We start from the raw sequence: 24,801 nt of genomic DNA, 5'->3' as shown, positions 1-24,801 counted from the left end.
GTTCAACGTTCTCTCGCTCGGTTTGAGCACGTGCAATGTTAGCTGACGCTTCAGTGATGCCATCAGACGCACTTTGCAAACCTTGTAAGCCAGCATTAAATGCAGACCCCAAGTTGTTTGAAACATCCATAAGCACCTCTCAGTAAAACACCTTTGACTATTTTATTATCGCTCAAATTTCACACAAAATAAAGTTAAGGCGGCAATAATTTGCCGCCATCTATCAAGGTTGATTTTCTATGTGGAATAACAGTAAGTTAGTAAACTCCTGAGGATGAGATATAAATGGCGCATGTGAGGCTTTAGGTAAAATATCCGCTTTAAAATGTGAATTTAACTGCTTCATTTTAAGCACCGACTTTACTGGAACAAGAGAATCTAAACGGCCAAAAATCCCAGAGATTGGCACTTCAACAGTTGCAAATAGTTCACGTAAGTCATCATTTTTCAATATTTCTAAGCCGCCTGATAGCGCTATTGGTTGTGCATCTGGGTATGCACCGAGCAGTGATTTAATTTCTTTAATATCTTGTTTAGCGTGTTCACTGCCCATTGCTTGAATTGCTAAAAAACGTTCAACTGTTTTTTTATGATCTTTGCTTAATTGCAACATAAATGTATCGAGAACTTTTTCATCAATACCACGCCACCCATTATTAGATGCAAAAAATGGAGTCGAAGCAATCAAGATAATTTGTTTTACTTTGCTAGGGTAAAGATCTGCCATTTTAAGGGCAATAAGGCCAGAAAGTGACCACGCAACCAAAACCGAATTGTCTTCAATTTTTTTTGACAGCTGGTGTGTTACATTTTCTAACTGGTATTGTTTAGAGTCATCAAATTGATTACCACCAAATCCTGGTAAATTTAATGTACTAAAAGTATGATCACTCTGCTTTTCAAGCGTCTCTTTTTGCATTTGCCAAATGCCCTGGTTCATCCCCCAACCATGCAATAAAACAACGTTTGCCATCGAATTTCCTCGCTTAAAAATTTTGCCGCTATACTAACAGTTAGCGATATGGAAATCCTGTATGAATTTTTATAACAAATTATTAAATTGGGTCTTACCTAACCTATGTGTTTCTTGCCGTGAACAACTTCTTGCTCCGGCAAAGTTATGCCGCTTTTGCCTTAGCGATATTGAACGTATCGCATTCAAAGATTCTGCAAATTTACTTCACCACCCCGATATCTATAAATTACTAAAGTCACCACAGTTTGATTGTTTATTTGCGGTAACTTGGTATCAGCCTCCCTCCTCATTCTGGTTAAAAGGGCTTAAATTTAATAAACAGCTTATTTATATCAATGCCCTTCGCCAGTTAATCAAACAACAACTTAAAGAAGCAAGCAACCAAAAGAATTGGCAACACCCAGAGGTCATAATGCCTGTCCCGCTGCACTGGTTTAGATATTTCCGGCGTGGTTTTAATCAAAGTGAAGAAATCTGGCGAAATTTGAATATTCCTATTGATACCCAGTCTTTAATACGTGTTAAAAACACAAAGGCGCAAAGCGAATTAAATAAAAGACAGCGAAAAAGTAATATCAAAGGGGCATTTAGTTGTAACTTAATTCAGCCTTATCAACATGTGGCTATCGTTGATGACATCATCACAACTGGTAATACGGTTAATGAATTAACACAGCTATTAAAAAAAGCGGGTGTAAAGCATGTTTCTGTTTGGGTAGTCGCTATTAGTGATCCATTAAATAAGCATTAAAAGGGGCTTTCGCCCCTTAATTAAAGATATTTACTCCGAGTCGATTGCATGACCAAAGAAAATCGCATTACTAAGTAAACGGCTTGTACCATACCAGTAACTTCTGAAAACAGGGTTATCAGACATCGCTACAACCTTTCCTTTGCCAAAGTTATGCGCAACAAGTACAGCTTGCTCAGCTATCTGTTGATTGTTCTTATCATGACTGAATCCAGCAAGTAACGGCTCTGCCGTATAAGTTGCAACGTTCACAAAAGGTTTAGTGCTTGGTTTTAAAACGAAGGTATCATTTTTGAACACAGGTAATGTATTGCGTTCATATGAAAAACTCAATGGGTGGCTTAAGTCGATATTTGCATTAAATATTGCACCAGCGATTCGCTTATCGCCATGATAGCTATCTTTGTCTGCGTAGCTTAAGTTATCAGTTGGAAACGCCTTAGCCAAATCGCTGCTAGAAAGATATTCTGCCTTTAAAATGCCTTTATCAGCCAGAAACTTAGCGCCTGATTTATGACCCCAAACAACGCCGCCATGCTGAACCCAGTATTTTAATTTATCAACAGTTTTAGTCGAAACCGACGAAAAGCGGCCATTTGTCATAATAATGTGGGTATAAGGTGCCAAGTCTATTCGCGATAATCGCTCTAAATCAACTAATGTAGCTGCAATATCGAGATAACGGTCAAGGTAATACCACACTTCACCCACTTCATACTGACTTGTACCCTGCCCACCTACTAGCAGTACTTTTGGGGCTTTTAAAGGCACAATATTGCGTGAACCAATATCAATGCCTTGTGTGGTTAAGCCTGAGGTAATTTGATGAACTTTAACAGTAGAGTTACTTACTAATTTTTGTAGTTTATTGAACCAATTTTCATCTTGCTGCAACCCTTTGGCAATAATAATTGTGCCTGCGGCAAATGCATGTTCGCCATTGGTTGTTGATGCTGTAAACGGCTTTATAGCACCACGTGCGACAATACCGTTTTGTTGCAACTGTGAAAGTAATTTCGGTGCAAGGTAATCATTCCATTCAAATGCAAAGGCATAATTTGGTGAAAGTGTTTGATTACCTTTATTCGACGTCGGCAGCCAAGCTTGTTCTTGATACTTAACTGCACGAGTTGAACTAACCTCTGCAAATGCTAAATTAAATGAATGCGCCAAATTCCAACCTGACACATCATAGAATGTATTATCTTTGAAGCTTGTTTGTTGTAAAAAGGCACTTTTAATTAATCTGTACTGCGGCTGATTGAGCGGAATAAAAACACTGCTGTTTGCCTGGAATGTTTGCTTTGCAACACTTGCATCTTTATTAAGCGGGTAAGCGTTAATCTGATGCTGATTTAACAGCGTTAAAAATGCATTAAATCGTGACTTATCTTTACCCCCAGCAACTAGATAACCTTTTACATCATCTTTTTTAGCTAACTTTGCAGTGTCTTGATAAAAGCGTTGCTGATAAGAAAGTAAACCCTGCTTGCCAGACACAACAGCATCAAACGTTGACAGAGATGTAGTTAATTGATTTTTAATTGCATCAGAGAACTCGCGAAGACCATTAATGGTGTCATACTTATGGCCGCGAACACTACCTTGCTCAAATAAAATACCGATTGTTCCGTGAATATCTGGGTAGGTAGATCCCTTACCGATATAAAAATCGTCGAAGCTTTCTTGCGTAAAATATAACTCACCTTGCTGGTCGAGTGCAGCTGCATGAAAAGTTGCAATATCTTTCGTCAATTGCACATTTTCATCCGGTGTTAACGGAAACTTTCGTGATGGAATACCCGGTTGGAAAAAATACGTACTGTGCGGGCCCATTTCATGAAAATCTGTAAGTATATGGGGCATCCACTGATGGTATTTAGCAATACGAGCACGTGACTCTGGGTGCTGTAGTAACAACCAATCACGATTTAAGTCAGTAAAATAATGGTTTGTTCGGCCACTTGGCCAAGCTTCGTTGTGATCTTTATGATTTGGATCTGCCGAAATATTTTTACCTTTGTAGCTATTAACCCATTGAGAAAAACGCGCTAATCCATCAGGATTCAGTGAAGGATCAAGTAGAATCACAGTTTCATCTAGCAGCTTATTTATTTTTTCGCCTTGTGCCGCAGCTAAATAATATGCCACTAACAATGCCGCATTACTGCCGCTTGCTTCATTGCCATGCACACTGTAGCCCATCCAAGTAATAGCAGGTGAATCATTTTTAATGTTATTCCCCTGAATTGATTGAGCTAAATGCTGTTTACGCACAGCATCAATATTATTAAGTCTTGATGGGTTTGTAATAGTAAGCAGTAAAAGAGGGCGCTGCTCATGGCTGTAACCAATTACTTCTAAGTTTATACGCTCACTTTTTTGAGCGAGTAACTTCATATACGCTACAAGTTGATCATGACGAACATGCCAATCACCCACTTGGTAACCAAGCACTGATTCAGGTGTTGGGATCGCAGGGTCAAAATTAATTTTTTCGTCAAAATAAAAATCTAAGCTCTTAGCTGAGCTTTGCATACTGAGCAGTGCCAAACAGGCTGTTATAAGTAAAAGGTACAGCTTTTTCATAGTGATGCCATAATGATAGGTTGGTTATATTTATTGCATTATTGCGCAAACTTACACTAACAATGTTTACTATTTAAACCCACTCCTTTCAGTCGAAGCGGCAAAAAAATAAGACAAGTTAAAGCCTTTTTTCAACTTCAGCCACTATTTTAGCAAACAAAAAAAGTGATATACTAAAAACCAAGTAAATTAGTCAGGTATAGGTCGAATTATGATTACCATTTCTGAGGCAGCACAAAGCCACTTTGCCAAATTACTCGCTGATCAAGCTGAAGGCACAAACATTCGCGTTTTTGTGGTTAACCCAGGTACGGCACAAGCTGAGTGTGGCGTTTCGTATTGCCCGGCTGATGCAGTTGAAGAAACTGACATTAAACTTCCATTTAATGGCTTTGATGCCGTTGTTGATGAAGAGAGTGCACCATTTTTAGAAGAAGCGGATATCGACTTCGTAACAGACAAAATGGGTTCACAGTTAACGCTAAAAGCACCAAACGCAAAAGCAAAAAAACTTAGCGATGATGCAAGCCTTCAAGAACGTGTACAGCACATGATTGAAACCGAAATTAACCCGCAACTTGCAAATCACGGCGGCCAGGTTAATTTAGTTGAAATCACACAAGACGGTATCGCAGTTGTACAATTTGGCGGAGGCTGTAATGGTTGCTCCATGATTGATGTGACATTAAAAGATGGCATCGAGACTCAAATGATTGCTAAGTTTGAAGAGATCACAGGTGTACGTGATATTACTGAGCACCAATCTGGCGAGCACTCATATTATTAAGTTTAAACAGGCTATTTACCGCCTAGGTAATGAACCTAAAATAAGCCTAAAGCGCTTTCTAAGCGGTTTAGGCTTATTTGTAATTGCAGCAACATTGATTGTTTATGGCTACTTTAATAGTCATTACTTTCAAATTGGAGGCCTGCTGTTATTACCCATAGCACTCTATTTTGCTATTTACGGCTACTTAGGTATTTTCGCTAACCGCTTTTCGCAAGTTATTGCAAAAGCTGACGAAAACGCCAAGCATCGCGATATTTTTTAGCGAGCGTTAATCCTCTAAGCGCCATAAAACTAGTCATCGCTAACCAAAGCCCATGATTTCCCCATTGGTAACTCACAGCAAAAACGCCAGCAAATCCTACTAGCGCAGAAAATATCATGGTATTTCGCATTTCTTTCGCTCTAGTTAAACCAACAAATACTCCATCGTATAAAAAACAAAAGCTCGCAATAGGCGGAAGAATAATAGACCAAATTAGATAACTTTCAGCTGTACTAATCACATCTGGTAAATCGGTTAATAAACCAATAATAGCCGAGCCAAAAATCATAAATAGCACACTATAAAGACAAGCAAATATAAACGCCCAAAAACGCCCTATCACCACCCACAAATGGATCGCTTGTGCTTTTTGCCGCCCTTTTGCCTGACCTACTTTTGCTTCAACTGCGTAAGCAATACCATCAAGGGCAAAACTCACCAACAGCAAAAAGTTGAGCAAAACAGCATTTGCTGCAAGTGTTACATCGCCAAGAAAGCCACCATAGTAAGTCATAAATGCAAAGCAGAGCTGTAAAAATAAAGATCGAATGAAGATATCGCGATTCAGTTTTAATGATCGCATCATTCCGTTTAATGGTACTTTTAACAAAGCAACAAACGACAATGCATGCTTTGTAAAACGTGCTTTTAACAGCACAAATGCCGCAAGCAAACCGATATAATCAGCCACCACTGACGCAAAAGCCGCACCTTCAACTTGCCACTCAAAAACCACCACAAAAAGTACATCTAAAATAATATTCGCGATGTTAGTTACTAATACAATTATCAGTGTTCCTTTACTAAACTGGGTACCTAGCATCCACGCGAGAATAACCATATTAAGCAGCGCTGCTGGTGCGCTAAAAATCCGAATATTGAAATATGTTTGGGCATGCCCAATTGCATCATCACTACCAGAAAGAAAATGCCCCATAAAAAGGCTAATGAAAGGGCTCAATAGCAGTAATATTGTCGCAACTAAGATTGCGAGTAAGGCTGCACCTTTTAGTTCCTGCATCAATCCTTGTTGACTATTTTGGCCATAAGCTTGTGCAACCAAGCCTGTGGTACTCATTCGCAAAAAACCTGCCAGCCAAAAAAGCAGATTAATAACCATACTGCCCAGTGCAACACCCGCCAAAAAGCTCGCGTCACTTAAGTGGCCAATCACTGCTGTATCAACCAAGCCCAGTAATGGTACACTGATGTTTGATAAAATCATTGGCCACGCGAGAAGTAACAATCCAATATGGAAAGATTTATGGCGAGTAAAAAAGTTTTTCATTTAAGCCTTGGACTATTTTTAAGTTTGTATTTTTGCCTTGCTCAAGCCGCAGTCATTTTGCAATACCATCACGTTTCAGAAACATTACCGCGAGTAACAAGTTTGTCTGAAAGTGAATTTAGTGACCATTTAAGTTTCTTAAAAGAGCACGATTATCAAGTCGTGCCACTGCACCAAATAATTGAAGCAATAAAACAGCAAAAGAGTATACCTGACAAAACTGTTGCGCTCACCTTTGACGATGGTTTTATAAACAATTTCACGCAAGCTGCCCCCATTTTAAAGCGCTTTAATTATCCCTATACTATTTTCGTCAACCCACAGTTGATTGATGAGGGAAAAAGCTACGTTATGGACTGGCAGCAATTAAGAGAATTAAGTAAAACTGGCGCATTTATCGCAAATCACAGTGCGAAACATGATTATCTTCATGTACTTGAAGAGGGAGAATCGTTTGCCCAATGGCAAGAGAGAATGCGTCATGATATCACCCATTCTGAGCTAAGAATTAAACAAGAAATTGGTCATAACTTTAAATATTTAGCCTACCCTTACGGGGAGTTTAATCAAGACTTACAAGAACTGGTAGCTGAACTCGGTTTTGTAGGAATTGGGCAGCATTCAGGAGCTGTGGGTAAACATACAGATTTAACTCGCGTGCCACGTTTTCCAGCATCAGGTATTTACGCCAATTTAGAAACCTTAAAAACAAAAATAGCCAGCTTACCATTCGCTTTTAAAGTCGATGCCAAATCAGTAACTCACAACACAAAGCCATCACTGAAATTGTCATTTCTAGAAAAGGATTTTAATTATCGACTGTTTAACTGTTTTATTGCTGGCAATAAGGCAAAGATTACTTGGCTAAGTGACAATCAAGTTGAGATACAAGCCGAAAAGGAGCTTAGTGAAGGGCGTTCTCGCTATAACTGTACCGCACCAAGTAAAGCGAAGCCTGGACGCTTTTATTGGCTATCACACCCTTTCGTAATTGCTAACTAATTACGAAAGGGTCACAAAATTATTTCTTTGCCCAGTTTGTAATTTCTGCAGCAAATGCATCTAAACTTAACACTTTATCTGCAGCATCCAAATCAATAGCTGCGCGCGGCATGCCCCACACCACAGATGACGCTTCATCTTGCACCAAAGTGTAAGCACTGAGCTCTTTCAGTTTGAGCAAGCCCGCCGCACCATCAGCACCCATGCCCGTTAAAATCGAAGCGCATACTTTATTGCCTAAATTGAGCTTTGCAATTGATTTAAATAAAACATCCACTGCTGGTCGGTGCCTGTTAACAGCTGGAGATTGCAACACTTTACACTTTAAATGACCAACACGACCAACCACAGCTAAATGGTAGTTACCTGGTGCGATATAAACATGGTTAGGTTTTATTAACTCGCCATTTTCTGCTTCTTTAACCGTTAAAGCAACTGTGCGATCCATTCTTTCAGCAAACGACGCCGAAAACACTGGTGGAATATGCTGCGTTATAACAATAGGCGGAAAAGTATCTGGTAAGGCGCTTAACAACTCTTTTATAGCTTCGGTTCCTCCTGTTGAAGCGCCAATAGCCACCAGCTTAGAATGATCAAAATTTCCAATAGCAGGTTTAGATATTGGGGGTGTCGCAGGTTTTAAGGATCGCACCCGCGCCTTAGCTGCTGCGCGAATTTTTTCATGAAGTATCATAGCGTAATCAAGTAACGAGTCTCCCACTTGCTGTGTCGGTTTAGCTACAAAATCAACAGCACCAAGTTCCAAACACTCTAGTGTGACAGGAGCTCCTTGTTGCGTTAATGTCGAGATCATCACAACAGGCATTGGCCTTAAACGCATAAGGTTTTTTAAAAAGCTAACACCATCCATTTTTGGCATTTCCACATCAAGCGTTAATACATCGGGATTTAATTGTTTAATCAAATCCCGTGCCTGATAGGGGTCATTCGCAGTAGCAACGACTTCAATATCTTGTGCTTGCTCTAAAACCTCGGTCAGTACCGCTCGGATTAATGGCGAATCATCGACTACTAAAACCCTGATCATCTTCATTCCTAAAACAACTCGATATCAGTAAATGAATCTTGCTCTTCGATTTCATGAAGGTATTTGAATTCACGCTGCTGAATTGTATCATTATGCATACTTCGTAATTTTTTCACGTGTGCTTTACCTGTTGTCGGATTAAACAACACTTTTCTTGGCCAAGGACCACCTACATCATGAGACTCAACTTGGAAACCTTCGTTTTTTAAATACTGCGAGACAAACATAATATTACCCTCGCCAATATCACCCATTCCTTTTATAATTTTACCGCCACCGAATATTTTGACTTTGAAGTTACCTCGACTACCTCCGTTTTTAATAATTTCATTTATCAGGAACTCCATAGCCCAATTACCATATCGACAACTTAAACTATCAATACCAATATTTTTGTTAGCAGGTAACATAAAATGATTCATTCCACCTACGCCCATTTTTTGGTCATATACACAAGCAGAAATACACGAGCCTAACACTGTCGAAATCAGTTCATTTTGCTTTGTAACATAAACTTCACCAGGCAATATTTTCGCAACAACGCTTTCTCGTCCTTTATCAAAATAACGTTTTATATGCTCAAAGCCCTTTAGGCATCGCTCAAAATTTGTATTCAAAAAGCTTTCCTGTACATTGTCTTTCCTAGTGCTACAAACTGGGTTTGAGATTTATGCATACTCTCAGAATGACCTAAGAACAAATGACCTTCTAAACATAACTTTTCCGCATAACGTTGAAATAAAGACTCTTTCGTTGGCTGATCGAAATAGATAACCACATTGCGGCAAAAGATCACATCAAACGGCCCTTTCATGGGCCAATCTTGCAGTAAATTTAAACGCTTAAAGTAAATTCTTCTTTTCAGTTCAGGCCTAATTTTAAATAAACCTGTTTGCTTGTTGCGTAAAAAAAAGCGTTTTTTTAACGACTCATCTAAGCCCGTTATCGAGTTTTCTGCATATTCACCTGTACTGGCTTTTGCCAGCACATTTGAGTCCAAGTCGGTCGCTAAAATTTTTACATCCCAAGAGGGTGGAAATCGATCAGCAATGGTCATTGCTATCGAGTACGGCTCCTCCCCTGTAGAACAACCTGCAGACCATATTCTGACTCGTTTAGTCGTGCTATTTTGCTCTAATATTTGAGGTATTAAAGTTTCTCGCAAAAAATCAAAATGATATGGCTCACGAAAGAAAGAAGTTAAGTTAGTCGTAATTGCATTTATAAAATGGCTAAACTCTTGCTGTTTATGCTCCTCTAAATAGTCAATGTACTGTGCAAAACTTGATAAACTTAACAATCGAATACGGCGAGCGAGACGAGAATAAACCATCTCGCGTTTATGATTACCAAGCACAATACCACATGCGTCATAAACCATTTTCGCAATCAGTTCGAACTCTCCATCTGTTAGCTGAAATTCCTTCGCCACAATGACTCCTAGAGTGAGCTAAGCAAATCAAATTACTTAGCTATTAACGAACAGTTAAAATTCTTCCCACTCTTCATTACTATCTGCAAAATCATCTCCTGATGGTACCGCTGAGATTTGTAGACGTTCACTACGAGAAGAAATCCTAGGTGCAGGTTTTGCGGCTGGGCGCTGAGCAATTCTTGGCGTTTCAATACCACTGCTACCGCTTGTATTAAAGAAGCTAAGCAGTTTTCGCATTCCATTTGCCTGCTCTGCCATAGACTCACTAGCAGCAGAGGCTTGCTCCACAAGCGCAGCATTTTGCTGAGTCATCTCATCCATTTGAGTAATTGCTTTGTTTACCTGTTCAATACCTGAGCTTTGCTCTTCTGAGGCGACAGTAATATCAGCAATCATCTCTGTCACACGCTGAACCGCAGCGACAATTTCTTGTAAAGTGCTACCCGATTCGTTTACCAGTAAAGTTCCATCTTCCACTTTGCTAACACTATCTCGAATAAGTTCTTTTATTTCTTTCGCTGCAGCAGCTGAGCGCTGTGCAAGGTTTCTCACTTCGCCAGCAACAACCGCGAAACCTCGCCCTTGCTCTCCTGCACGAGCAGCCTCTACTGCAGCATTTAATGCAAGAAGATTCGTTTGGAAAGCAATCTCATCAATCACACCTATGATATCAGCGATTTTTTTACTTGCATGGTTAATCTCAGCCATACTTTCAACTGCACGCTCTACAACTTCACCACCTTGCTTCGCTTTGGCTTGAGTATCATTTGCTAGCTCATTTGCAACCTTTGCATTATCAGCATTTTGACGAACCGTACTGGTCATTTCTTCCATACTCGATGCGGTTTCTTCAAGTGAAGAGGCCTGCTCTTCAGTACGTTGGCTTAAATCGGTATTACCTTGTGAGATTTCTTCTGCTCCACTGGCAACTAAGTTTGATGACACGCTCACTTTTTCAATCACTTCCGTTAATTTTTCAGCGGTTGAGTTAGCATCTCGTTTTAACTTATCAAATGAGCCTAAGTACTCACTTTCAATACGTTTAGTTAAATCACCATGGGCCATCGCATCTAACATTTCAGCTGTTTCAGTAATCACTTTTTCAGAAATTCCGACAAGCGAATTTAAGCCTTGTGCTAAATTTAAGAAGAAGCCTTGTTTGCCCGCTTCTTCAATACGTGTATCAAGTTCACCTCTAGACGCTGCTGATACCAATTCATCAATTTCTTTTTCTATTGCAACTTCACCTGTGCGATCCAGCCACTCAACAACAGTTCCCAGTCGTTCATTGTTATCTGAAAAAATGGGGTTTGCAGTTAGCGCAAACGTGCGGCCTCCCACTGATATCTCTGTACTATAGGTAGATGTTAAGCGTTCAATCATATGCTTCTGATGAGCAGGATTTTTATGGAACACATCCATATTAGATCCTAATAAATTCGCCGAATTAAAGTTAGGTAAATCTTGCCTGATATCACTCTCGGCATTGCGCATCATACTAACAACAGCCTCGTTCATGTACACGATATTATTACCAGCATCCGCAATCATCGTATTCGTATTAACAGTATCAAGCGCCTGACGAACACGAGAGTTTTCCGCAGCTATTGCTTCAGCTTTTCTTGATGCTGCTAACTCATCGGTAATATCATCCCATTCAACAATAGTACCAATGCGCTCTCCCTCCGTACTTAACCAAGGAGTTGCAATTAATGAAAAAGTCAGCTCATCTACTGATATTTTCGTTCGATACACATCTTTTAGTGCTGCAAGCATTTTTTGTTGGTGGCTTGGTTCTTTGTGGAAAATATCGACACATTGCCCTAATAAATTGCTTGCATCGAAATTAGGCAAAACCTTACGGATAGCAGTTTCACGATGTTTCAACATTTTTAAATTTTCATCATTAATGAAAATAATATTTAAATCATTATCAGCGATCATCACATTTGCTTGACAAACTTTAAGAGCATTCGCTCTATTTGCAACTTCTTTTGCTTTTAGCTCCGCAAACTTCTGCTCTGTTATGTCAGTGGCATACTTTACAACTTTTAACGGTCGGCCTTTCGGGTCGAGAATTGGATTGTAAGATGCTTGGATCCAAATTTGTTTTTCGCCTTTCCCCAGTCGCTGGTACTCTCCCGAACAGAATTCTCCACGGTTTAATTTTTGCCAAAAATCTCTATATTCGTGACTTGCAGCATAACCTGGTTCTACAAATAGACTGTGATGTTTACCAATTATTTCTTCAAGTCGATATCCCGTAGTGGCACAGAAGTTGTCATTTGCAGTAATGATGGTTCCATCTAAATTAAATTCAATAACAGCTTGCGATTTACTAATAGCTTCAAGTTGTCCAGCGGAATCTGCTGCTGCGACCTTTTGCGCAGTAATATCAGAGGCATACTTAACAACTTTAGTCACAGTACCTTGTTCATTTAGCACTGGGTTATAGGATGCATTAATCCATATTTCATTACCATCGGCCTTGATGCGATTGAATTCACCCGATATAAACTCACCACGAGCAAGTCGTGACCAAAACTCAGTATATTCTAAGGTATTCACAAGGTCATCCGGCACAAACATGCGATGATGATGACCTTGAATTTGCTCTAGCCGATAGCCTAGTGCTGCCAAAAAATTTGTATTTGCAGTGATAATCGTACCGTCAGGATAAAATTCTATAACTGCCTGAGATCGACTTAAAGCTTCTAAAATGAGTTCACTTTCTGATTTTGCAGAATTAGTGCTCGATTTTTTACTGAACCCCCACATATCAATTACCACCCTTACTTATTTGATTGCATTCCATCATTGGCTTTACACTTTTAAATTGCTCATCTATTGATGCGTTATAGGTCTGTTTGGTTAACGTCTTTTGATAGATTCAATACACGCTTTAAATCTAATAAAACGACCATTTTCTCACCGACATTGACCAAACCTTGAACAAATTCGGTATTATCAGTACTGGTTACATCTGGTACATCGCGTGCGTCTGACTCGGAGATGCTATACACATCCGAAACCGCATCAACAACAATACCCATAATTTTATCACCACTATGCAAACCCACTTTAACAACAATCACGACAGTCACCGAACTATAAGGTATTTGAGGAATACCAAAACGTGCTCGTAAATCTATAATTGGTACAATCGTTCCTCTCAGATTAATTGCGCCTTTTACATAAGTGGGAGAGTTTGGTATCTGAGTAATTTCTTCCCAACCTCTAATTTCTTGAACAGCCAAAATATCAACACCATACTCTTCACCAGCCATCATAAAAGTCAGAAATTGGCAAATATTATCTTCTTGGTGTTCATCAGCTGAGTCTAATAACTCATCAACAACAGCTTCCATCAAGCTTCCTCACTTTCTATCTGCTCAATTGCAAGCTCGGTTGAACCTGCTTTTTTTAGACCTGCCAGCTTAATTAAACCGGTAATATCTATGATCAGAGAAACTCGTCCATCGCCTAAAATAGTTGCGCCAGAAACGCCTTCGACTTTTTGGTAATTTGCTTCAAGGCTCTTAATAACCACTTGTTGCTGAGCTAGTAAGTCATCAACAAGTAAGCCAACTTTTTGATTATCACTTTCAACAATAACTAAAAGGCCTTTGTCGAGGTCTTCTATAGCACCACTATGATTAAATATTTGGTGCAATCTTAAAATTGGAATGTATTCATCTCGCAAGCGTAAAACGTTTAATCCCCCCCCCACACAATTGACCATATTCAAATCAATTTGCAGCGATTCAACGATTGAAATAAGCGGAATGATATACGTATGTTGAGCTATTGTGACAAGCTGACCATCCAAAATAGCAAGTGTTAAAGGCAAGCGGATAGTGAATGTTGAGCCAATACCTTGTGCTGAAGTGACCTCTATTGACCCATTTAAAGACTGAATGTTACGTCTAACAACATCCATTCCGACACCTCGTCCCGATATGTCACTTACCTGGTCGGCTGTTGAGAATCCCGGCATAAAAATAAGCTCGTTAATCTCATCATCTGATAAGTCATCACTTTCATTGATAAAACCATTTTGAATTGCTTTTTGCTTTATTTTTTGAGTATTGAGACCCGCTCCATCATCCATGATTTCAATTACAATATTACCACCTTGATGAAATGCATTTAGCGTAACAGTACCCACTTTAGGTTTGCCTGCATCTTCTCTTTGTTTGGGAGTTTCTAGACCATGATCCAATGAATTCCTTACTAGGTGAACCATAGGATCAGATATTTTTTCCATCACTGTTTTATCTAGTTCAGTTTGCTCACCCAGCAGTTTCAACTCAACTTCTTTGCCTAACTTTTGAGATGTATCACGTACCAAGCGAGGAAAACGGCTAAAAACAAAACTAATCGGCAACATGCGAATTCGCATAACACTTTCTTGTAAGTCTCGAGTATTATGAGCTAGTTGCGCCAACCCCTCTTGTAGTGCCATCATTTTATTTTCAGTGATTTCTCCTTCACCCAACTGAGTAAGCATTGCTTGAGTGATTACTAGTTCTCCCACCATATTGATAAGTGAGTCTACCTTGTCAATGCTTACTCGAATTGATGTGCTTTCTGTAGGTGATGCTTTCGTTGATCCTTTACCTACAGGTGTAGCGGTGTCATTTTCATTATTTTCTGACGGAGTAGCTGTTGTAAACGTCTCATCTATACCAGGCTCAACTACAGGTTTTTCATCAACTGTATCATCACCAAATAACCCTCCACACAAGGTAATCGCAATTTCTGCATCATCTTCAACCCATTCGAATACTTCTTTGATTGCATCTTCACCTTTACCTGTTTCTAAATAGAAGGTCCATGTGAAGTAACATTCATCAGCAGAAATATGATGAATATCAGGAACTAGCTCAGTATTAGCGACTACATCGAGTTCGCCTAATTCAGCCAGTTCCTCGATAAGATATATAGGTTCATTGCCTGTTTTAAATAAATGATGCTGCGGCTTAAAAATCACTTCGTAAGTATCTAACGCACCCTTTTTAGGTGTATCTTCACTCTCGACAATCTGTTGTTGCGTGCCGACTTGTATGCTTGTTGTCTCATTTTCATCAGCTAATATTAATTCGAACTTTTCTTTCAGCTGTACCGCATTTGTTAAGTCTGATTCTTGATTATTTTGCAAATCACCGAGCATTTCCCTCAAACAATCAACTGATTGTAAAAGTAAATTAACATGTTCTGATGTTAACTCGCGCGTACCTTCGCGTATTTGGTCTAACAGGGTTTCTAGAACATGAGTAAAATCAGAAACATGAGTAAAGCCAAAAGTACCACTTCCACCTTTGATAGAATGAGCGGCACGGAAAATCGTATTGATGGTTTCATTATCTAAATCACCTGGGGTAAGATTTAGTAATTCTGATTCCATAACATCCAGACCTTCAAGGCTCTCTTCAAAAAACACCTCAAAGAATTGGCTTAAGTCGATGCTCATGCCGCCTCCTGCTTTATCGGATGACTTTTTTAATTACAGCTAGTAGTTGATCAGGATTAAAAGGTTTTACAATCCAGCCTGTTGCTCCTGCAGCTTTCCCTTCCGTCTTTTTGTCCAAGCCTGACTCTGTTGTTAACATTAGTATTGGCGTAAATTTATATGCTGGTAACGCTCTTAACTCTCGAATAAGGGTAATGCCATCCATAACAGGCATATTTACATCTGATATTACAGCGTCAAAACTTTCCTCTTTAGCAATTTCAAGCGCCTCACTGCCATCTTTTGCTTCCGTTACATCAAAACCCGCCTTTTTAAGCGTAAAACCAACCATTTGCCTCATTGATGCTGAGTCATCAACCGCCAAAATCTTTTTCATACAGACCCCAAATTATTGTTCTGATAAAGCAAGAAAATCTTGCACTCCCAAAGTTTTTGCTGCAGCAAATAAAGCATTACTTTTACCATGCCATGAAATTTGCTGCTGAGTTTCCGCTAGATTTTTTTGCAACGAACAGAGTAATTGAATTGAAGCTGTATCAGCACGAGAAACCTGAGAAATATCAAGTTCAATACTCGATTGCTTCGACAACAAATCTAAGAGAGTTTCTTTCAGCTCAGAGACCGAGTTTATGACGAGCTCGGCGGGTAACTGATACATAGTTTTCTTTCCTTGTTCGCTTAAAATAAAGCGTAGACCCAGAATTAAAAATTGCCAAAATAATATCGAATATTTAAATCTAATTAATGTGTTAGCTAATTAATAACTCATAGTGCGCTAGAATAGTATTCAATAATCTTAGTTAAGTCTTCAATAATTTTAGACTGGTCGATAATCGGTACTTTTCCTTTGGCAAATTCAGGTTTGAATATCGCTCTAACGGCACCACTTGGGTCAACCAAAGTGACAGAAGCACTATGATCAACGGTGTAATTTTCAGTCTCTCCATCATCATGAAATGCATAAACTAAGCCTAAGTTTCTAACAAATGGAAACAACTGTTTATGCTGCGCTGAAACCGCTGTAAAGCTTGAATTAAAATAATCAATATACTGTCGACGTTTATCAGCGACATCACGCTTAGGATCAACAGAAACAAACCAAATATTTACAGGGTAGGTATCGGAAAGTTTTTCATAGACTTGAGTTAATTTTGCTAACGTCATCGGACAAATATCAGGACAACTCGTGTAACCTAGAAATAATAATGTCCATTGCCCTTTAAGGTTGGCTTCAGAAACGCTTTTGCCAAATTGGTCCTCTAAGATAAATGGCTTAACCGCTCTCGCTTCTTGATAAAGCAAGCCATGGGTTTCAGGTGGCGCTTTAGGACCGCATCCCACAAGCACCGAGATAAAAAATAAACAGAGCCAACGAAGTTTAATTTGAGACATTTAAATCAACCACTTATCTACAAAAAGTGCAATAAACAATAGCATAAGTTGCCAAATAGAATAGATAAAGAGTTTAATCGCTAACTTCTCTTTGGGCACAAATTTTAACTGCCAAGCTCGGTAAACAAATATACTGTTCAATACTAAGCTAGCAATTAGGTAAATATTACCCGACATACCGATTAAAAATGGTAATACACAGACCAATGTTAAAAGCACGCTATACAATAAAACCATGGTTTTTGTGAATTCGATACCGTGAGTTACCGGCAACATTGGTATTTTTGCATTTTCATAATCTTTTTTACGATCAATCGCTAACGCCCAAAAATGGGGTGGCGTCCATGCAAACACTATCATCACTAACAACCAAGGTTCAGCTGACATCGCACCGGTTTCAGATACCCAGCCAAGTAGTGGCGGCATTGCCCCAGCAAAACCACCAATCACAATGTTTTGTGGTGTTCTTCTTTTTAGTACCAGCGTATAGATAAAGGCATAGCCTACTAAGGCAAACATCGTCAGCCATGCAGTCAGCCAGTTGGCAAATTGCACTAAAATACAAAAGCCAATAACTAAAAGTATCATTGAGAAAGTAAAGGCATGTGTATTCGAAATGCTGCCGGTTGCAACTGGGCGGGAATCTGTGCGACGCATTTTTTTATCGATATCACTATCAACAATATGATTAATTACCGCAGCACTACTTGCTAATAATGCAATACCAAGGATCGTTAGGGTTTGTTCTAGTAATGAACGCCCTGAAGCTGGGGCTAAGCCCTGCCCCACAACTGCAGTTAATGCTAAGAGCATTACCACTTTATGTTTACATAACACCAGGTACTCATGAATTTTTGCGCTGACAGAGCGCTGCAATTGTAAAACGTTACTCGTCATAAATTACTCCTAGCACTTGCTTCTTAAGAGGTAAGCCAATCGAACACAACTCAATAGCAATAAGACTGCTGTCAGGTTATGCATAAGCGCCACATTAAGTGGTATGTGTAATAAAATTAAACTTACTCCTAAAGCTATTTGGCATAACAGCACAGTCCACACATGATAAACAGCATGTTTAACTACCGTTGAATAACAATTTTTGAGTATTCTGACCCCTACCCAAAACACCACACAAGCAGTCACTATTGCCCATATTCGATGGAAGAAATGAATCGACATTCGGGTCTCGGCTGAAAGCACACCATATTCATAGGTAGCATGATCATCAGGTAGTTGAAAAATACTACCAAACGAAAAACGTTCGAGCGTGTTTGCTCCGCAAAGTGGAAAATCAGCACATAACGATGCGGCATAATTAGCGGCAAGCCAACCACCGAGAGCAATTTGTGAAATGACAAAACATAATGCAACTAACGATAAGCCATAAAAGGGTTTTGCCCCAGAATCTCCTCCAGGAATTCGCTCAGATGTCAACCTGATATAAAGCAAAAACAGCAAGCTAATAATTGAAAATCCGCCAAGCAGATGCCCCATCACAATGAGCGGCTGTAAATTCATAGTCACAGTCAACATCCCGAGCGCCGCTTGAAAGATAACTAAGACTAAAAGTAACAAAGGTAGTTTTACAGGTGCGAGTTTGTGCTGACGTTGCTTTAAAGCATAAATTGCAATCAGTAAAATAATAATGCCTAGCGTGCCTGCAAAATAGCGATGGATCATTTCTTTCCACGCTTTGCCTTGGTCTACTTCTAGGTTTGGGAAATACGCCTCTGCCTTTTCTATTTCATGCGTTTCATTAGGCACAGTAAGAAAACCATAGCAGCCAGGCCAATCAGGACAACCTAAGCCCGAATCACTTAACCTTGTATACGCGCCCAAGCCCACAACAATAAATGCAAAGATACATCCAAAAAACACCAGTTTATGATAACCCTTCACTCAACTTCTCCTTAAGCTCGACTGCGACTGTAGTTAAGTAACTTTTTCAGATCTTTGATTAATCCGCGCTTCATCTCATTGTCATTTTGCATTTGATAGGTCACAGGGTATTCAAGCACGACCAAACCTCGATGATCTACCAGGTAAATCGCATCAACATCCATGGATAAAGGTTGTTGGTCTAATTCATGTAATGCGTGCTCTGTAGAAACTAAGTCCGTTAACTGTACAAATTCATTTTGTTGCTCAATTGCAAATGCACCCACATATAGGTTGTGTTTACCGAGTACATCAAACACATTTTTTATTAATTGATTTTTTGATAAACATGCATGTTCGCAATCTTGTTTGTTTACTGTCACTAAAGACCATTTAGTATGTTGTTCAGCAGGCCAGTTTGAGATGATTTTTTCATTTTCAAGAAAGTGACCATAGTTTGTTTGTGCAGGCTCTAGCCAACTGTATTTGAGGGCCATCACAGCAAATACTACAGGGGCAATAAAGCAGATAATAAACAACCAAAGTGTTTTATTCATTTGAATCTCCTTTGCGATAAATAGCACCACCAACAACAAGTGCTGCAAGCGCAAGTAAAATCCATTGCAACGCATATGCGCGGTGTTTATCTGGCGACATATTGATAACTTGATAATGGAATACACCTAATGCGCTTTGCACATTTGCATAGACAATGTATGGTGCAAACTCGTGATTGAGTAATTCTGACGCTAATTGCGGTGAAATGTATTGCAAGCGCTGACCTTGCACGATTTCATTTTGGTTTTCAGCAAGGCTAAACCCTTCAAAATCATTTACTTTCAGTACGCCATTTAGTGACAATTGTTGTGGAAGATTTACAGTAGGAAGTTGTTCTCGTTGATATGAACCAGCAAACCACCCCATATTCACAAGCCACCAGCGAGATGAATTAAATGGTTTGACAGCGACAATCAAATCATAACCGACTTTTCCATTAACCACTTGGTTATCAAGCCACCAAAATTGAGGTGCTAACGTTCCCTCTAAAGATACATTAAGCCCTGTTGCAAGCCACTCTTTAGGTAAATTGGCTAACTGATGCCAAGGTAGAACACCTTTTTCACTGAGTTTATCTAATTTCTCAAGAATATTTGTTTTTTGCTGCGACCTTTGGTATTGCCAAATAGCTAAACTTGCGCAAATAAATGCAATTGTGGTGGTACACACTAGCAGAGTGATGCTTTTTGCACTATTCTGGATTAACCGCATATAGCAAACTCCCTAAACTTATGTTGATAAAATTAATTATCGTATTCTTATTGTTTTACATCGTTTTTAGTTTGTTTAAGGCACTTATGTGCATGCTTAAAAGCGACGCCTCTCTCAACTCTATGTCTCATTTTTTAGGGCGAAGAGTTTTATTTTCAGCAATAGTATTAGTAATTATTTTAATCGCGATGCTGTTTGGTCTTATTTCGCCAAACAGCAATCCCTATATTGGTAGTTAATCAGTATTACCACTTAAAGTACGTACACAAAGACGAACAAACATAACCACACAACATCTACAAAATGCCAATACCAAGCAGCTGCTTGAAAAGCAAAATGTTTTTCTTGACTAAAATGTCCTTTCAAAATTCTCACAAACACAACAAATAACAAAACAGTTCCTAGCGTTACGTGCATGCCATGAAAACCGGTTAATAGAAAGAAGGTATTACCGTAAATGCCTGAATCGAGTGTCAGCCCTAAATCCTGATAGGCATGAACATATTCCTCACCCTGTAACACCAAGAAAATGGCACCGAGTAGAATTGTCATTGCTAACATGGTTTTTAACTGTGTGCGCTTACCATGCTCAATTGCTGTGTGGGCAAAGTGTAAAGTTATTGAAGATGTCAGCAGAATAATGGTATTGATTAAGGGTAAACCTTGCCATCCCATTGCCTTAGTCTCATCACCACCTGGAGTACTTAATAACGGCCATACAGCTTCAAAGGAAGGCCACAGAACCTCGTTGGTCATTGCGTTATTGCCATCTCCACCTAGCCAGGGAACAGAAAGGGTTCTAGCGTAGAAAAGCGCACCAAAAAATGCCATAAAGAACATCACTTCAGAGAAAATAAACCACGCCATCCCCTGCTTAAAAGAGCGATCCATTTGGGCTGAGTAAAGTCCACCTTGTGATTCATCGATCACATTTTTAAACCAACCAAATAGCATATAAAGCAGAACGGCAATGCCTAATATCAAGACATAAAAGCCAATACCACCTTCTTGTTTAGCCGTTTGCATTACCGCTAAACCTGAGCCAACCGCTATTAAGAATAATGCAACAGCCCCGACAATGGGCCACTGACTTTGCTCAGGTACATAATATTTTTCATATTGAGTTTTCATTTGTTAACTCTCCATCGCTATTGCTATTGCTTGCAACTTTCCCCTTAACATCTGCGGTGATATCGTAAATTGTGTATGACAGAGTCACTTCATGAATATCATTCGGCAGAGTTTCATCTAAGTAAAATAGTAGAGGTAGATCCGCTGACCCTTTACTGGTTAACGGCTGTTGATTAAAACAAAAACAAGAGACTTTATGTAAATATTTAGCCGCACGACCAGGCGCTACTGACGGTACGGCTTGCATTATTTTGTCGCTACTCGATAAATTCTGCGCAATAAACTCTATGCGCTCCATTTCTCCAGGGCTAACATCAACGCTGTAACGTTTCGCCTTCACTTTGAAAGGTGCCCCAGCTTGTGCATGGGTAATAAACGTTACACGAACACTACGTGATACATCACTATTCGCACTGACTTTGGCTTGCTCCATATTCGGTTTGCCGTTTAATCCTGTAATATCACAAAAAACGTCATATAGAGGCACCAAAGCAAATGCAAAAGCAAACATTAGCAAGCTGGTTAAAATTAGCTTTTTAAGTAGCTTTACGTTGTTCATTACTTCACTTCCGGTGGCTCAGAGAAAGTATGATAGGGAGCAGGTGATGCAACCTCCCACTCTAAACCTTCAGCACCATCCCATACTTTTGCAGGGACTTTTTTGCCACCTTTAGCACATTTATATACCACAGCAACAAACAACAACTGCGATAGGCCAAATGCAAAACCACCAATACTTATTAGCGCATTAAAATCTGCAAATTGGAGCGCATAGTCTGGAATACGGCGAGGCATACCTGCCAATCCAACAAAGTGCATTGGGAAGAACAAAATGTTTACACTAATTAATGATAACCAGAAGTGCGTTTTCGCAAGCCCTATGTGGTACATATTGCCTGTCCATTTCGGCAGCCAATAATATGCTCCGGCCATAATCGAGAACACTGCACCAGTAACAAGTACATAATGGAAATGTGCTACAACAAAATAGGTATCATGATATTGGAAGTCCACAGGAGTAATTGCCAACATCAAGCCGGAAAAACCACCTAAGGTGAATAACACAATAAACGCGATGGAAAAGAGCATTGGCACTTCAAAGCTAATTGAACCTCGCCACATAGTAGCGACCCAGTTAAATACTTTTACCCCTGTAGGTACCGAAATCAACATGGTGCTGTACATAAAGAACAGCTCTCCTGCAAGCGGCATCCCCGTAGTAAACATATGATGCGCCCACACAATGAACGATAAAAACGCGATAGAAGCAGTGGCATAAACCATCGACGCATAGCCAAACAGTTTTTTCCGCGAGAATGTTGGAATGATTGTGGAGATGACACCAAATGCCGGCAAAATCATAATGTACACTTCAGGGTGACCAAAGAACCAAAAAATATGCTGGAACATTACCGGATCACCGCCACCAGCCGCATTAAAGAAGTCAGTGCCAAAATATTTATCAGTCAATACCATAGTCACAGCACCTGCCAAAACAGGCATTACAGCTATTAATAAAAACGCCGTAATTAACCATGTCCATACAAACAGTGGCAGTTTCATATAGGTCATACCTGGAGCACGCATATTAACGATGGTTACAATCACATTGATTGCCCCCATAATCGAGCTAATACCCATTATATGAACCGCAAAAACAAATAAAGCAGTGTTGTCATTACTATAAGTAGTTGAAAGTGGTGCGTAAAAAGTCCAACCAAATGCAGGACCGCCGCCTTCCATAAAGAGCGACATTAACAGAATAAAAAATGCAAAAGGCAGTATCCAAAAACTCCAGTTATTCATTCTTGGTAAAGCCATGTCTGGCGCACCAATCATCATTGGGATCATCCAGTTTGCAAGCCCTGTAAATGCAGGCATTACGGCACCGAACACCATTATTAAGCCATGCACAGTTGTCATTTGATTAAAAAAGTGAGGTTCTACAAATTGCAATCCAGGCTGGAATAATTCAGCGCGGATCACTAGCGCCATTGCGCCACCAGTCAAAAACATCAGCAGCGCAAATAATAAATAAAGCGTGCCAATATCTTTGTGATTTGTCGTAAATAACCAACGTTTGATGCCGGTTGGGGCATGATGGTGATGATGAGATTCAGCTATTGTCGTCATTATTGTGCTTCTCCCATAGATTCTTGAATATCACTAGGTTGAACTAAGTCACCTGTATTGTTACCCCATGCATTCCGCTCGTAAGTCACTACTGCAGCGAGCTCTTTTAAAGACAGCATCTTACTGTAGCCTTGCATCGCCGTGGCAGGTTTACCATGAACCACAATGCCGATATGTGCTTTAACATCGCCCAGTGCAATAGGGCTATCTTTGAGTGCTGGGAATACACCTGGCAATCCCATACCTGTAGGCTGGTGACATGCAGCACAATTTGCCATGTAAACTTGTTCACCAAGTGTCATTAATTCATCTTTAGATAGTGTCAAATCAAGCGATGCTTTTTCAGCAGCAGCTGCTTGTGCTTTTTCTAGTTGCGCATTAGCGAGCCATTGTTCAAATTCAGTAGGCTCTTTCACTTCAACAACAACCGGCATAAAGCCATGGTCTTTGCCGCACAGCTCAGCACATTGGCCACGATAAATGCCAGTTTCATTAACACGTGTCCAAGCTTCATTGATAAAACCAGGGTTGGCATCTTTTTTCACCGCAAATTCAGGCACCCACCAAGAGTGAATAACATCATCTGATGTCATTAAAAAGCGAACTTTTTTACCCTTTGGAATAACTAAGGGTTTATCAACATCTAACAAATACGATTCTGTTTTTTTATCTTGATTAATTATTTGCTCACGGGGGGTTGATAACACTGAGTAAAATGACACATCGTGGTCAAGATACTCATAATGCCACTTCCATTGCGACCCCGTTACTTTAATGGTGATATCCGCCTTTGTGGTGTCTTCCATTGCGATTAAGGTTTTGGTCGCAGGTATCGCCATAGCGACCAAAATGACAAATGGAATTGCCGTCCACAAAATTTCAACTTTGGTACTTTCGTGAAATTGAGCAGGTATTGCCCCTTTCGATTTGCGGTGATGGATAATCGCCCAAAACATGATGGCGAATACGACTAATCCAATAACGCAACAGATATAAAATATGGTCATATGGAGCTCATAAACATCTCGGCTGATGTCCGTCACCCCAACAGGTAAGTTATATTGACTCGTCCCAACTGCTAAAAAAGGAAAGCTCAATAGTAACCATAAGGATAGTTTGACTAACCTCATGCTCGCTCCTTTGCTAATTATTATTATGTTGTTAGGAAATGGTCAGTGAAAGTTTACAGTGATTAAATCACACGACGCACTACAGCATCACTCCATTTTCTTTATTATATTTTGTTTTCAAAGCCCGCGCTCAAGCCTTAAAGAAAACAAAGGTTACTACTAAGGTCTAGTAAACGATTAATTTTTCTGCAAGTCAAATTTAAGATAATTTTTTATAAATCTTCGGGTTAGAAGGCTTTTTGAAAGAGTAAGTA

General features: G+C 39.6%; 25 protein-coding genes. 5 read left to right on the top strand and 20 right to left on the bottom strand.

All coding sequences use genetic code 11. From position 1 onward, the window contains the following. Positions 1-223: 223 nt before the first annotated feature. Entirely contained in the window at positions 224-973 is a 750-nt protein-coding gene (gene bioH, locus ABYD77_RS04745; RefSeq protein WP_372767501.1) for a pimeloyl-ACP methyl ester esterase BioH, read from the bottom strand. Between the two features lie 61 nt (positions 974-1,034). Here bioH and ABYD77_RS04740 point away from each other — a divergent pair, with 61 nt between their 5' ends. Then, positions 1,035-1,727: a ComF family protein gene (locus tag ABYD77_RS04740; protein ID WP_372767499.1), complete on the top strand. Its 693-nt coding sequence runs from the start codon at positions 1,035-1,037 to the stop codon at positions 1,725-1,727. Between the two features lie 30 nt (positions 1,728-1,757). Here the strand turns inward: ABYD77_RS04740 and ABYD77_RS04735 are convergent, their stop codons facing one another. After that, positions 1,758-4,316, bottom strand: a complete 2,559-nt coding sequence (locus tag ABYD77_RS04735) for a M14 metallopeptidase family protein (protein ID WP_372767497.1) — start codon at positions 4,314-4,316, stop codon at positions 1,758-1,760. A 211-nt stretch (positions 4,317-4,527) separates the two neighbouring features. On the opposite strand from ABYD77_RS04735, the gene nfuA reads away from it, so the two are divergent. After that, positions 4,528-5,103 carry a Fe-S biogenesis protein NfuA gene (nfuA, locus tag ABYD77_RS04730; protein WP_372767495.1) on the top strand — a complete coding sequence of 192 codons (576 nt, stop codon included), beginning with the start codon at positions 4,528-4,530 and terminating at the stop codon, positions 5,101-5,103. Next, entirely contained in the window at positions 5,060-5,368 is a 309-nt protein-coding gene (locus ABYD77_RS04725; protein WP_372767506.1) for a hypothetical protein, read from the top strand. The genes nfuA and ABYD77_RS04725 overlap by 44 nt, the downstream gene beginning before the upstream one ends. Here ABYD77_RS04725 and ABYD77_RS04720 read toward each other — a convergent pair. Then, positions 5,322-6,656, bottom strand: a complete 1,335-nt coding sequence (locus tag ABYD77_RS04720; RefSeq protein WP_372767493.1) for an MATE family efflux transporter — start codon at positions 6,654-6,656, stop codon at positions 5,322-5,324. The genes ABYD77_RS04725 and ABYD77_RS04720 overlap by 47 nt on opposite strands. Here ABYD77_RS04720 and ABYD77_RS04715 point away from each other — a divergent pair. Continuing rightward, positions 6,633-7,658 carry a polysaccharide deacetylase family protein gene (locus tag ABYD77_RS04715; protein WP_372767491.1) on the top strand — a complete coding sequence of 342 codons (1,026 nt, stop codon included), beginning with the start codon at positions 6,633-6,635 and terminating at the stop codon, positions 7,656-7,658. The two genes, ABYD77_RS04720 and ABYD77_RS04715, sit on opposite strands and share 24 nt — an antisense overlap. A gap of 19 nt (positions 7,659-7,677) precedes the next feature. Here ABYD77_RS04715 and ABYD77_RS04710 read toward each other — a convergent pair whose 3' ends face one another. The 13 genes from ABYD77_RS04710 to ABYD77_RS04650 all read right to left on the bottom strand — a co-directional run bounded on the left by ABYD77_RS04710 (position 7,678) and on the right by ABYD77_RS04650 (position 20,153). Further along, entirely contained in the window at positions 7,678-8,706 is a 1,029-nt protein-coding gene (locus tag ABYD77_RS04710) for a chemotaxis response regulator protein-glutamate methylesterase (RefSeq protein ID WP_372767489.1), read from the bottom strand. 8 nt (positions 8,707-8,714) lie between these two features. Beyond that, on the bottom strand, positions 8,715-9,323 hold the full coding sequence (cheD, locus tag ABYD77_RS04705) for a chemoreceptor glutamine deamidase CheD (RefSeq protein WP_372767487.1): 609 nt from the start codon (positions 9,321-9,323) through the stop codon (positions 8,715-8,717). Beyond that, the gene (locus ABYD77_RS04700; RefSeq protein WP_372767485.1) at positions 9,320-10,138 is read right to left on the bottom strand and encodes a protein-glutamate O-methyltransferase CheR; all 819 of its coding nucleotides are present in this window, start codon (positions 10,136-10,138) and stop codon (positions 9,320-9,322) included. The genes cheD and ABYD77_RS04700 overlap by 4 nt, the downstream gene beginning before the upstream one ends. 54 nt (positions 10,139-10,192) lie before the next feature. Then, positions 10,193-12,919 (bottom strand): methyl-accepting chemotaxis protein, encoded by a 2,727-nt coding sequence (locus tag ABYD77_RS04695; protein WP_372767483.1) that lies wholly within the window; start codon positions 12,917-12,919, stop codon positions 10,193-10,195. Between the two features lie 77 nt (positions 12,920-12,996). Further along, a complete protein-coding gene (locus tag ABYD77_RS04690; protein WP_372767481.1) occupies positions 12,997-13,509 on the bottom strand; it encodes a chemotaxis protein CheW in 513 nt (170 codons plus the stop codon). Continuing rightward, on the bottom strand, positions 13,509-15,614 hold the full coding sequence (locus ABYD77_RS04685) for a chemotaxis protein CheA (protein WP_372767479.1): 2,106 nt from the start codon (positions 15,612-15,614) through the stop codon (positions 13,509-13,511). Before ABYD77_RS04685 ends, ABYD77_RS04690 begins: the two co-directional genes overlap by 1 nt. Before the next feature lie 13 nt (positions 15,615-15,627). Next, on the bottom strand, positions 15,628-15,990 hold the full coding sequence (locus ABYD77_RS04680; RefSeq protein WP_372767477.1) for a response regulator: 363 nt from the start codon (positions 15,988-15,990) through the stop codon (positions 15,628-15,630). A gap of 12 nt (positions 15,991-16,002) precedes the next feature. After that, complete coding sequence (locus tag ABYD77_RS04675; protein ID WP_372767504.1) at positions 16,003-16,299, bottom strand: lipid asymmetry maintenance protein MlaB; 297 nt, start codon at positions 16,297-16,299, stop codon at positions 16,003-16,005. Between the two features lie 80 nt (positions 16,300-16,379). Then, positions 16,380-16,997 carry an SCO family protein gene (locus ABYD77_RS04670; RefSeq protein ID WP_372767503.1) on the bottom strand — a complete coding sequence of 206 codons (618 nt, stop codon included), beginning with the start codon at positions 16,995-16,997 and terminating at the stop codon, positions 16,380-16,382. Positions 16,998-17,006: 9 nt separating this feature from the next. Next, complete coding sequence (cyoE, locus tag ABYD77_RS04665; protein ID WP_372767475.1) at positions 17,007-17,903, bottom strand: heme o synthase; 897 nt, start codon at positions 17,901-17,903, stop codon at positions 17,007-17,009. 9 nt (positions 17,904-17,912) lie between these two features. Further along, positions 17,913-18,905, bottom strand: coding sequence for a heme A synthase (locus ABYD77_RS04660; protein WP_372767473.1), 993 nt, complete (start codon positions 18,903-18,905; stop codon positions 17,913-17,915). Between the two features lie 11 nt (positions 18,906-18,916). Further along, the gene (locus tag ABYD77_RS04655) at positions 18,917-19,441 is read right to left on the bottom strand and encodes a hypothetical protein (RefSeq protein WP_372767471.1); all 525 of its coding nucleotides are present in this window, start codon (positions 19,439-19,441) and stop codon (positions 18,917-18,919) included. Further along, positions 19,434-20,153, bottom strand: coding sequence for an SURF1 family protein (locus ABYD77_RS04650; protein WP_372767469.1), 720 nt, complete (start codon positions 20,151-20,153; stop codon positions 19,434-19,436). The genes ABYD77_RS04655 and ABYD77_RS04650 overlap by 8 nt, the downstream gene beginning before the upstream one ends. 20 nt (positions 20,154-20,173) lie before the next feature. Here ABYD77_RS04650 and ABYD77_RS04645 point away from each other — a divergent pair, with 20 nt between their 5' ends. Further along, positions 20,174-20,392: a DUF2909 domain-containing protein gene (locus tag ABYD77_RS04645; RefSeq protein ID WP_372767467.1), complete on the top strand. Its 219-nt coding sequence runs from the start codon at positions 20,174-20,176 to the stop codon at positions 20,390-20,392. A 13-nt stretch (positions 20,393-20,405) separates the two neighbouring features. On the opposite strand, the gene ABYD77_RS04640 is transcribed toward ABYD77_RS04645, so the two are convergent. From ABYD77_RS04640 to coxB, 4 genes are read right to left on the bottom strand one after another with little or no spacing between them, the layout of a single operon-like run. Continuing rightward, positions 20,406-21,284, bottom strand: a complete 879-nt coding sequence (locus ABYD77_RS04640) for a cytochrome c oxidase subunit 3 (protein WP_372767465.1) — start codon at positions 21,282-21,284, stop codon at positions 20,406-20,408. After that, complete coding sequence (locus ABYD77_RS04635; RefSeq protein ID WP_372767463.1) at positions 21,268-21,843, bottom strand: cytochrome c oxidase assembly protein; 576 nt, start codon at positions 21,841-21,843, stop codon at positions 21,268-21,270. The genes ABYD77_RS04640 and ABYD77_RS04635 overlap by 17 nt, the downstream gene beginning before the upstream one ends. Beyond that, positions 21,843-23,417, bottom strand: a complete 1,575-nt coding sequence (gene ctaD / locus ABYD77_RS04630; protein ID WP_372767461.1) for a cytochrome c oxidase subunit I — start codon at positions 23,415-23,417, stop codon at positions 21,843-21,845. Before ctaD ends, ABYD77_RS04635 begins: the two co-directional genes overlap by 1 nt. Continuing rightward, positions 23,417-24,547: a cytochrome c oxidase subunit II gene (coxB, locus tag ABYD77_RS04625; protein WP_372767459.1), complete on the bottom strand. Its 1,131-nt coding sequence runs from the start codon at positions 24,545-24,547 to the stop codon at positions 23,417-23,419. The genes ctaD and coxB overlap by 1 nt, the downstream gene beginning before the upstream one ends. Between the last annotated feature and the right edge of the window lie 254 nt (positions 24,548-24,801).

The sequence above is a fragment of the Pseudoalteromonas sp. genome (assembly GCF_041629635.1).
Lineage (GTDB): Bacteria > Pseudomonadota > Gammaproteobacteria > Enterobacterales > Alteromonadaceae > Pseudoalteromonas.
Note: the sequence above shows the minus strand (reverse complement) of the source record. Positions and strands in the feature narration are given on the sequence as shown.

What these genes read in the sequence shown, in the direction of transcription:
- ABYD77_RS04680 (WP_372767477.1), bottom strand. Translation starts at nt 15,990, where the DNA reads ATGAAAAAGATTTTGGCGGTTGATGACTCAGCATCAATGAGGCAAATG.
- ABYD77_RS04695 (WP_372767483.1), bottom strand. Translation starts at nt 12,919, where the DNA reads ATGTGGGGGTTCAGTAAAAAATCGAGCACTAATTCTGCAAAATCAGAA.
- ABYD77_RS04645 (WP_372767467.1), top strand. Translation starts at nt 20,174, where the DNA reads ATGTTGATAAAATTAATTATCGTATTCTTATTGTTTTACATCGTTTTT.
- bioH (WP_372767501.1), bottom strand. Translation starts at nt 973, where the DNA reads ATGGCAAACGTTGTTTTATTGCATGGTTGGGGGATGAACCAGGGCATT.
- ABYD77_RS04740 (WP_372767499.1), top strand. Translation starts at nt 1,035, where the DNA reads ATGAATTTTTATAACAAATTATTAAATTGGGTCTTACCTAACCTATGT.
- ABYD77_RS04720 (WP_372767493.1), bottom strand. Translation starts at nt 6,656, where the DNA reads ATGAAAAACTTTTTTACTCGCCATAAATCTTTCCATATTGGATTGTTA.
- cyoE (WP_372767475.1), bottom strand. Translation starts at nt 17,903, where the DNA reads ATGACGAGTAACGTTTTACAATTGCAGCGCTCTGTCAGCGCAAAAATT.
- ABYD77_RS04715 (WP_372767491.1), top strand. Translation starts at nt 6,633, where the DNA reads ATGGCGAGTAAAAAAGTTTTTCATTTAAGCCTTGGACTATTTTTAAGT.
- coxB (WP_372767459.1), bottom strand. Translation starts at nt 24,547, where the DNA reads ATGAGGTTAGTCAAACTATCCTTATGGTTACTATTGAGCTTTCCTTTT.
- ABYD77_RS04640 (WP_372767465.1), bottom strand. Translation starts at nt 21,284, where the DNA reads ATGAAAACTCAATATGAAAAATATTATGTACCTGAGCAAAGTCAGTGG.
- ABYD77_RS04690 (WP_372767481.1), bottom strand. Translation starts at nt 13,509, where the DNA reads ATGGAAGCTGTTGTTGATGAGTTATTAGACTCAGCTGATGAACACCAA.
- ctaD (WP_372767461.1), bottom strand. Translation starts at nt 23,417, where the DNA reads ATGACGACAATAGCTGAATCTCATCATCACCATCATGCCCCAACCGGC.
- nfuA (WP_372767495.1), top strand. Translation starts at nt 4,528, where the DNA reads ATGATTACCATTTCTGAGGCAGCACAAAGCCACTTTGCCAAATTACTC.
- ABYD77_RS04735 (WP_372767497.1), bottom strand. Translation starts at nt 4,316, where the DNA reads ATGAAAAAGCTGTACCTTTTACTTATAACAGCCTGTTTGGCACTGCTC.
- ABYD77_RS04710 (WP_372767489.1), bottom strand. Translation starts at nt 8,706, where the DNA reads ATGATCAGGGTTTTAGTAGTCGATGATTCGCCATTAATCCGAGCGGTA.
- ABYD77_RS04650 (WP_372767469.1), bottom strand. Translation starts at nt 20,153, where the DNA reads ATGCGGTTAATCCAGAATAGTGCAAAAAGCATCACTCTGCTAGTGTGT.
- ABYD77_RS04635 (WP_372767463.1), bottom strand. Translation starts at nt 21,843, where the DNA reads ATGAACAACGTAAAGCTACTTAAAAAGCTAATTTTAACCAGCTTGCTA.
- ABYD77_RS04655 (WP_372767471.1), bottom strand. Translation starts at nt 19,441, where the DNA reads ATGAATAAAACACTTTGGTTGTTTATTATCTGCTTTATTGCCCCTGTA.
- ABYD77_RS04685 (WP_372767479.1), bottom strand. Translation starts at nt 15,614, where the DNA reads ATGAGCATCGACTTAAGCCAATTCTTTGAGGTGTTTTTTGAAGAGAGC.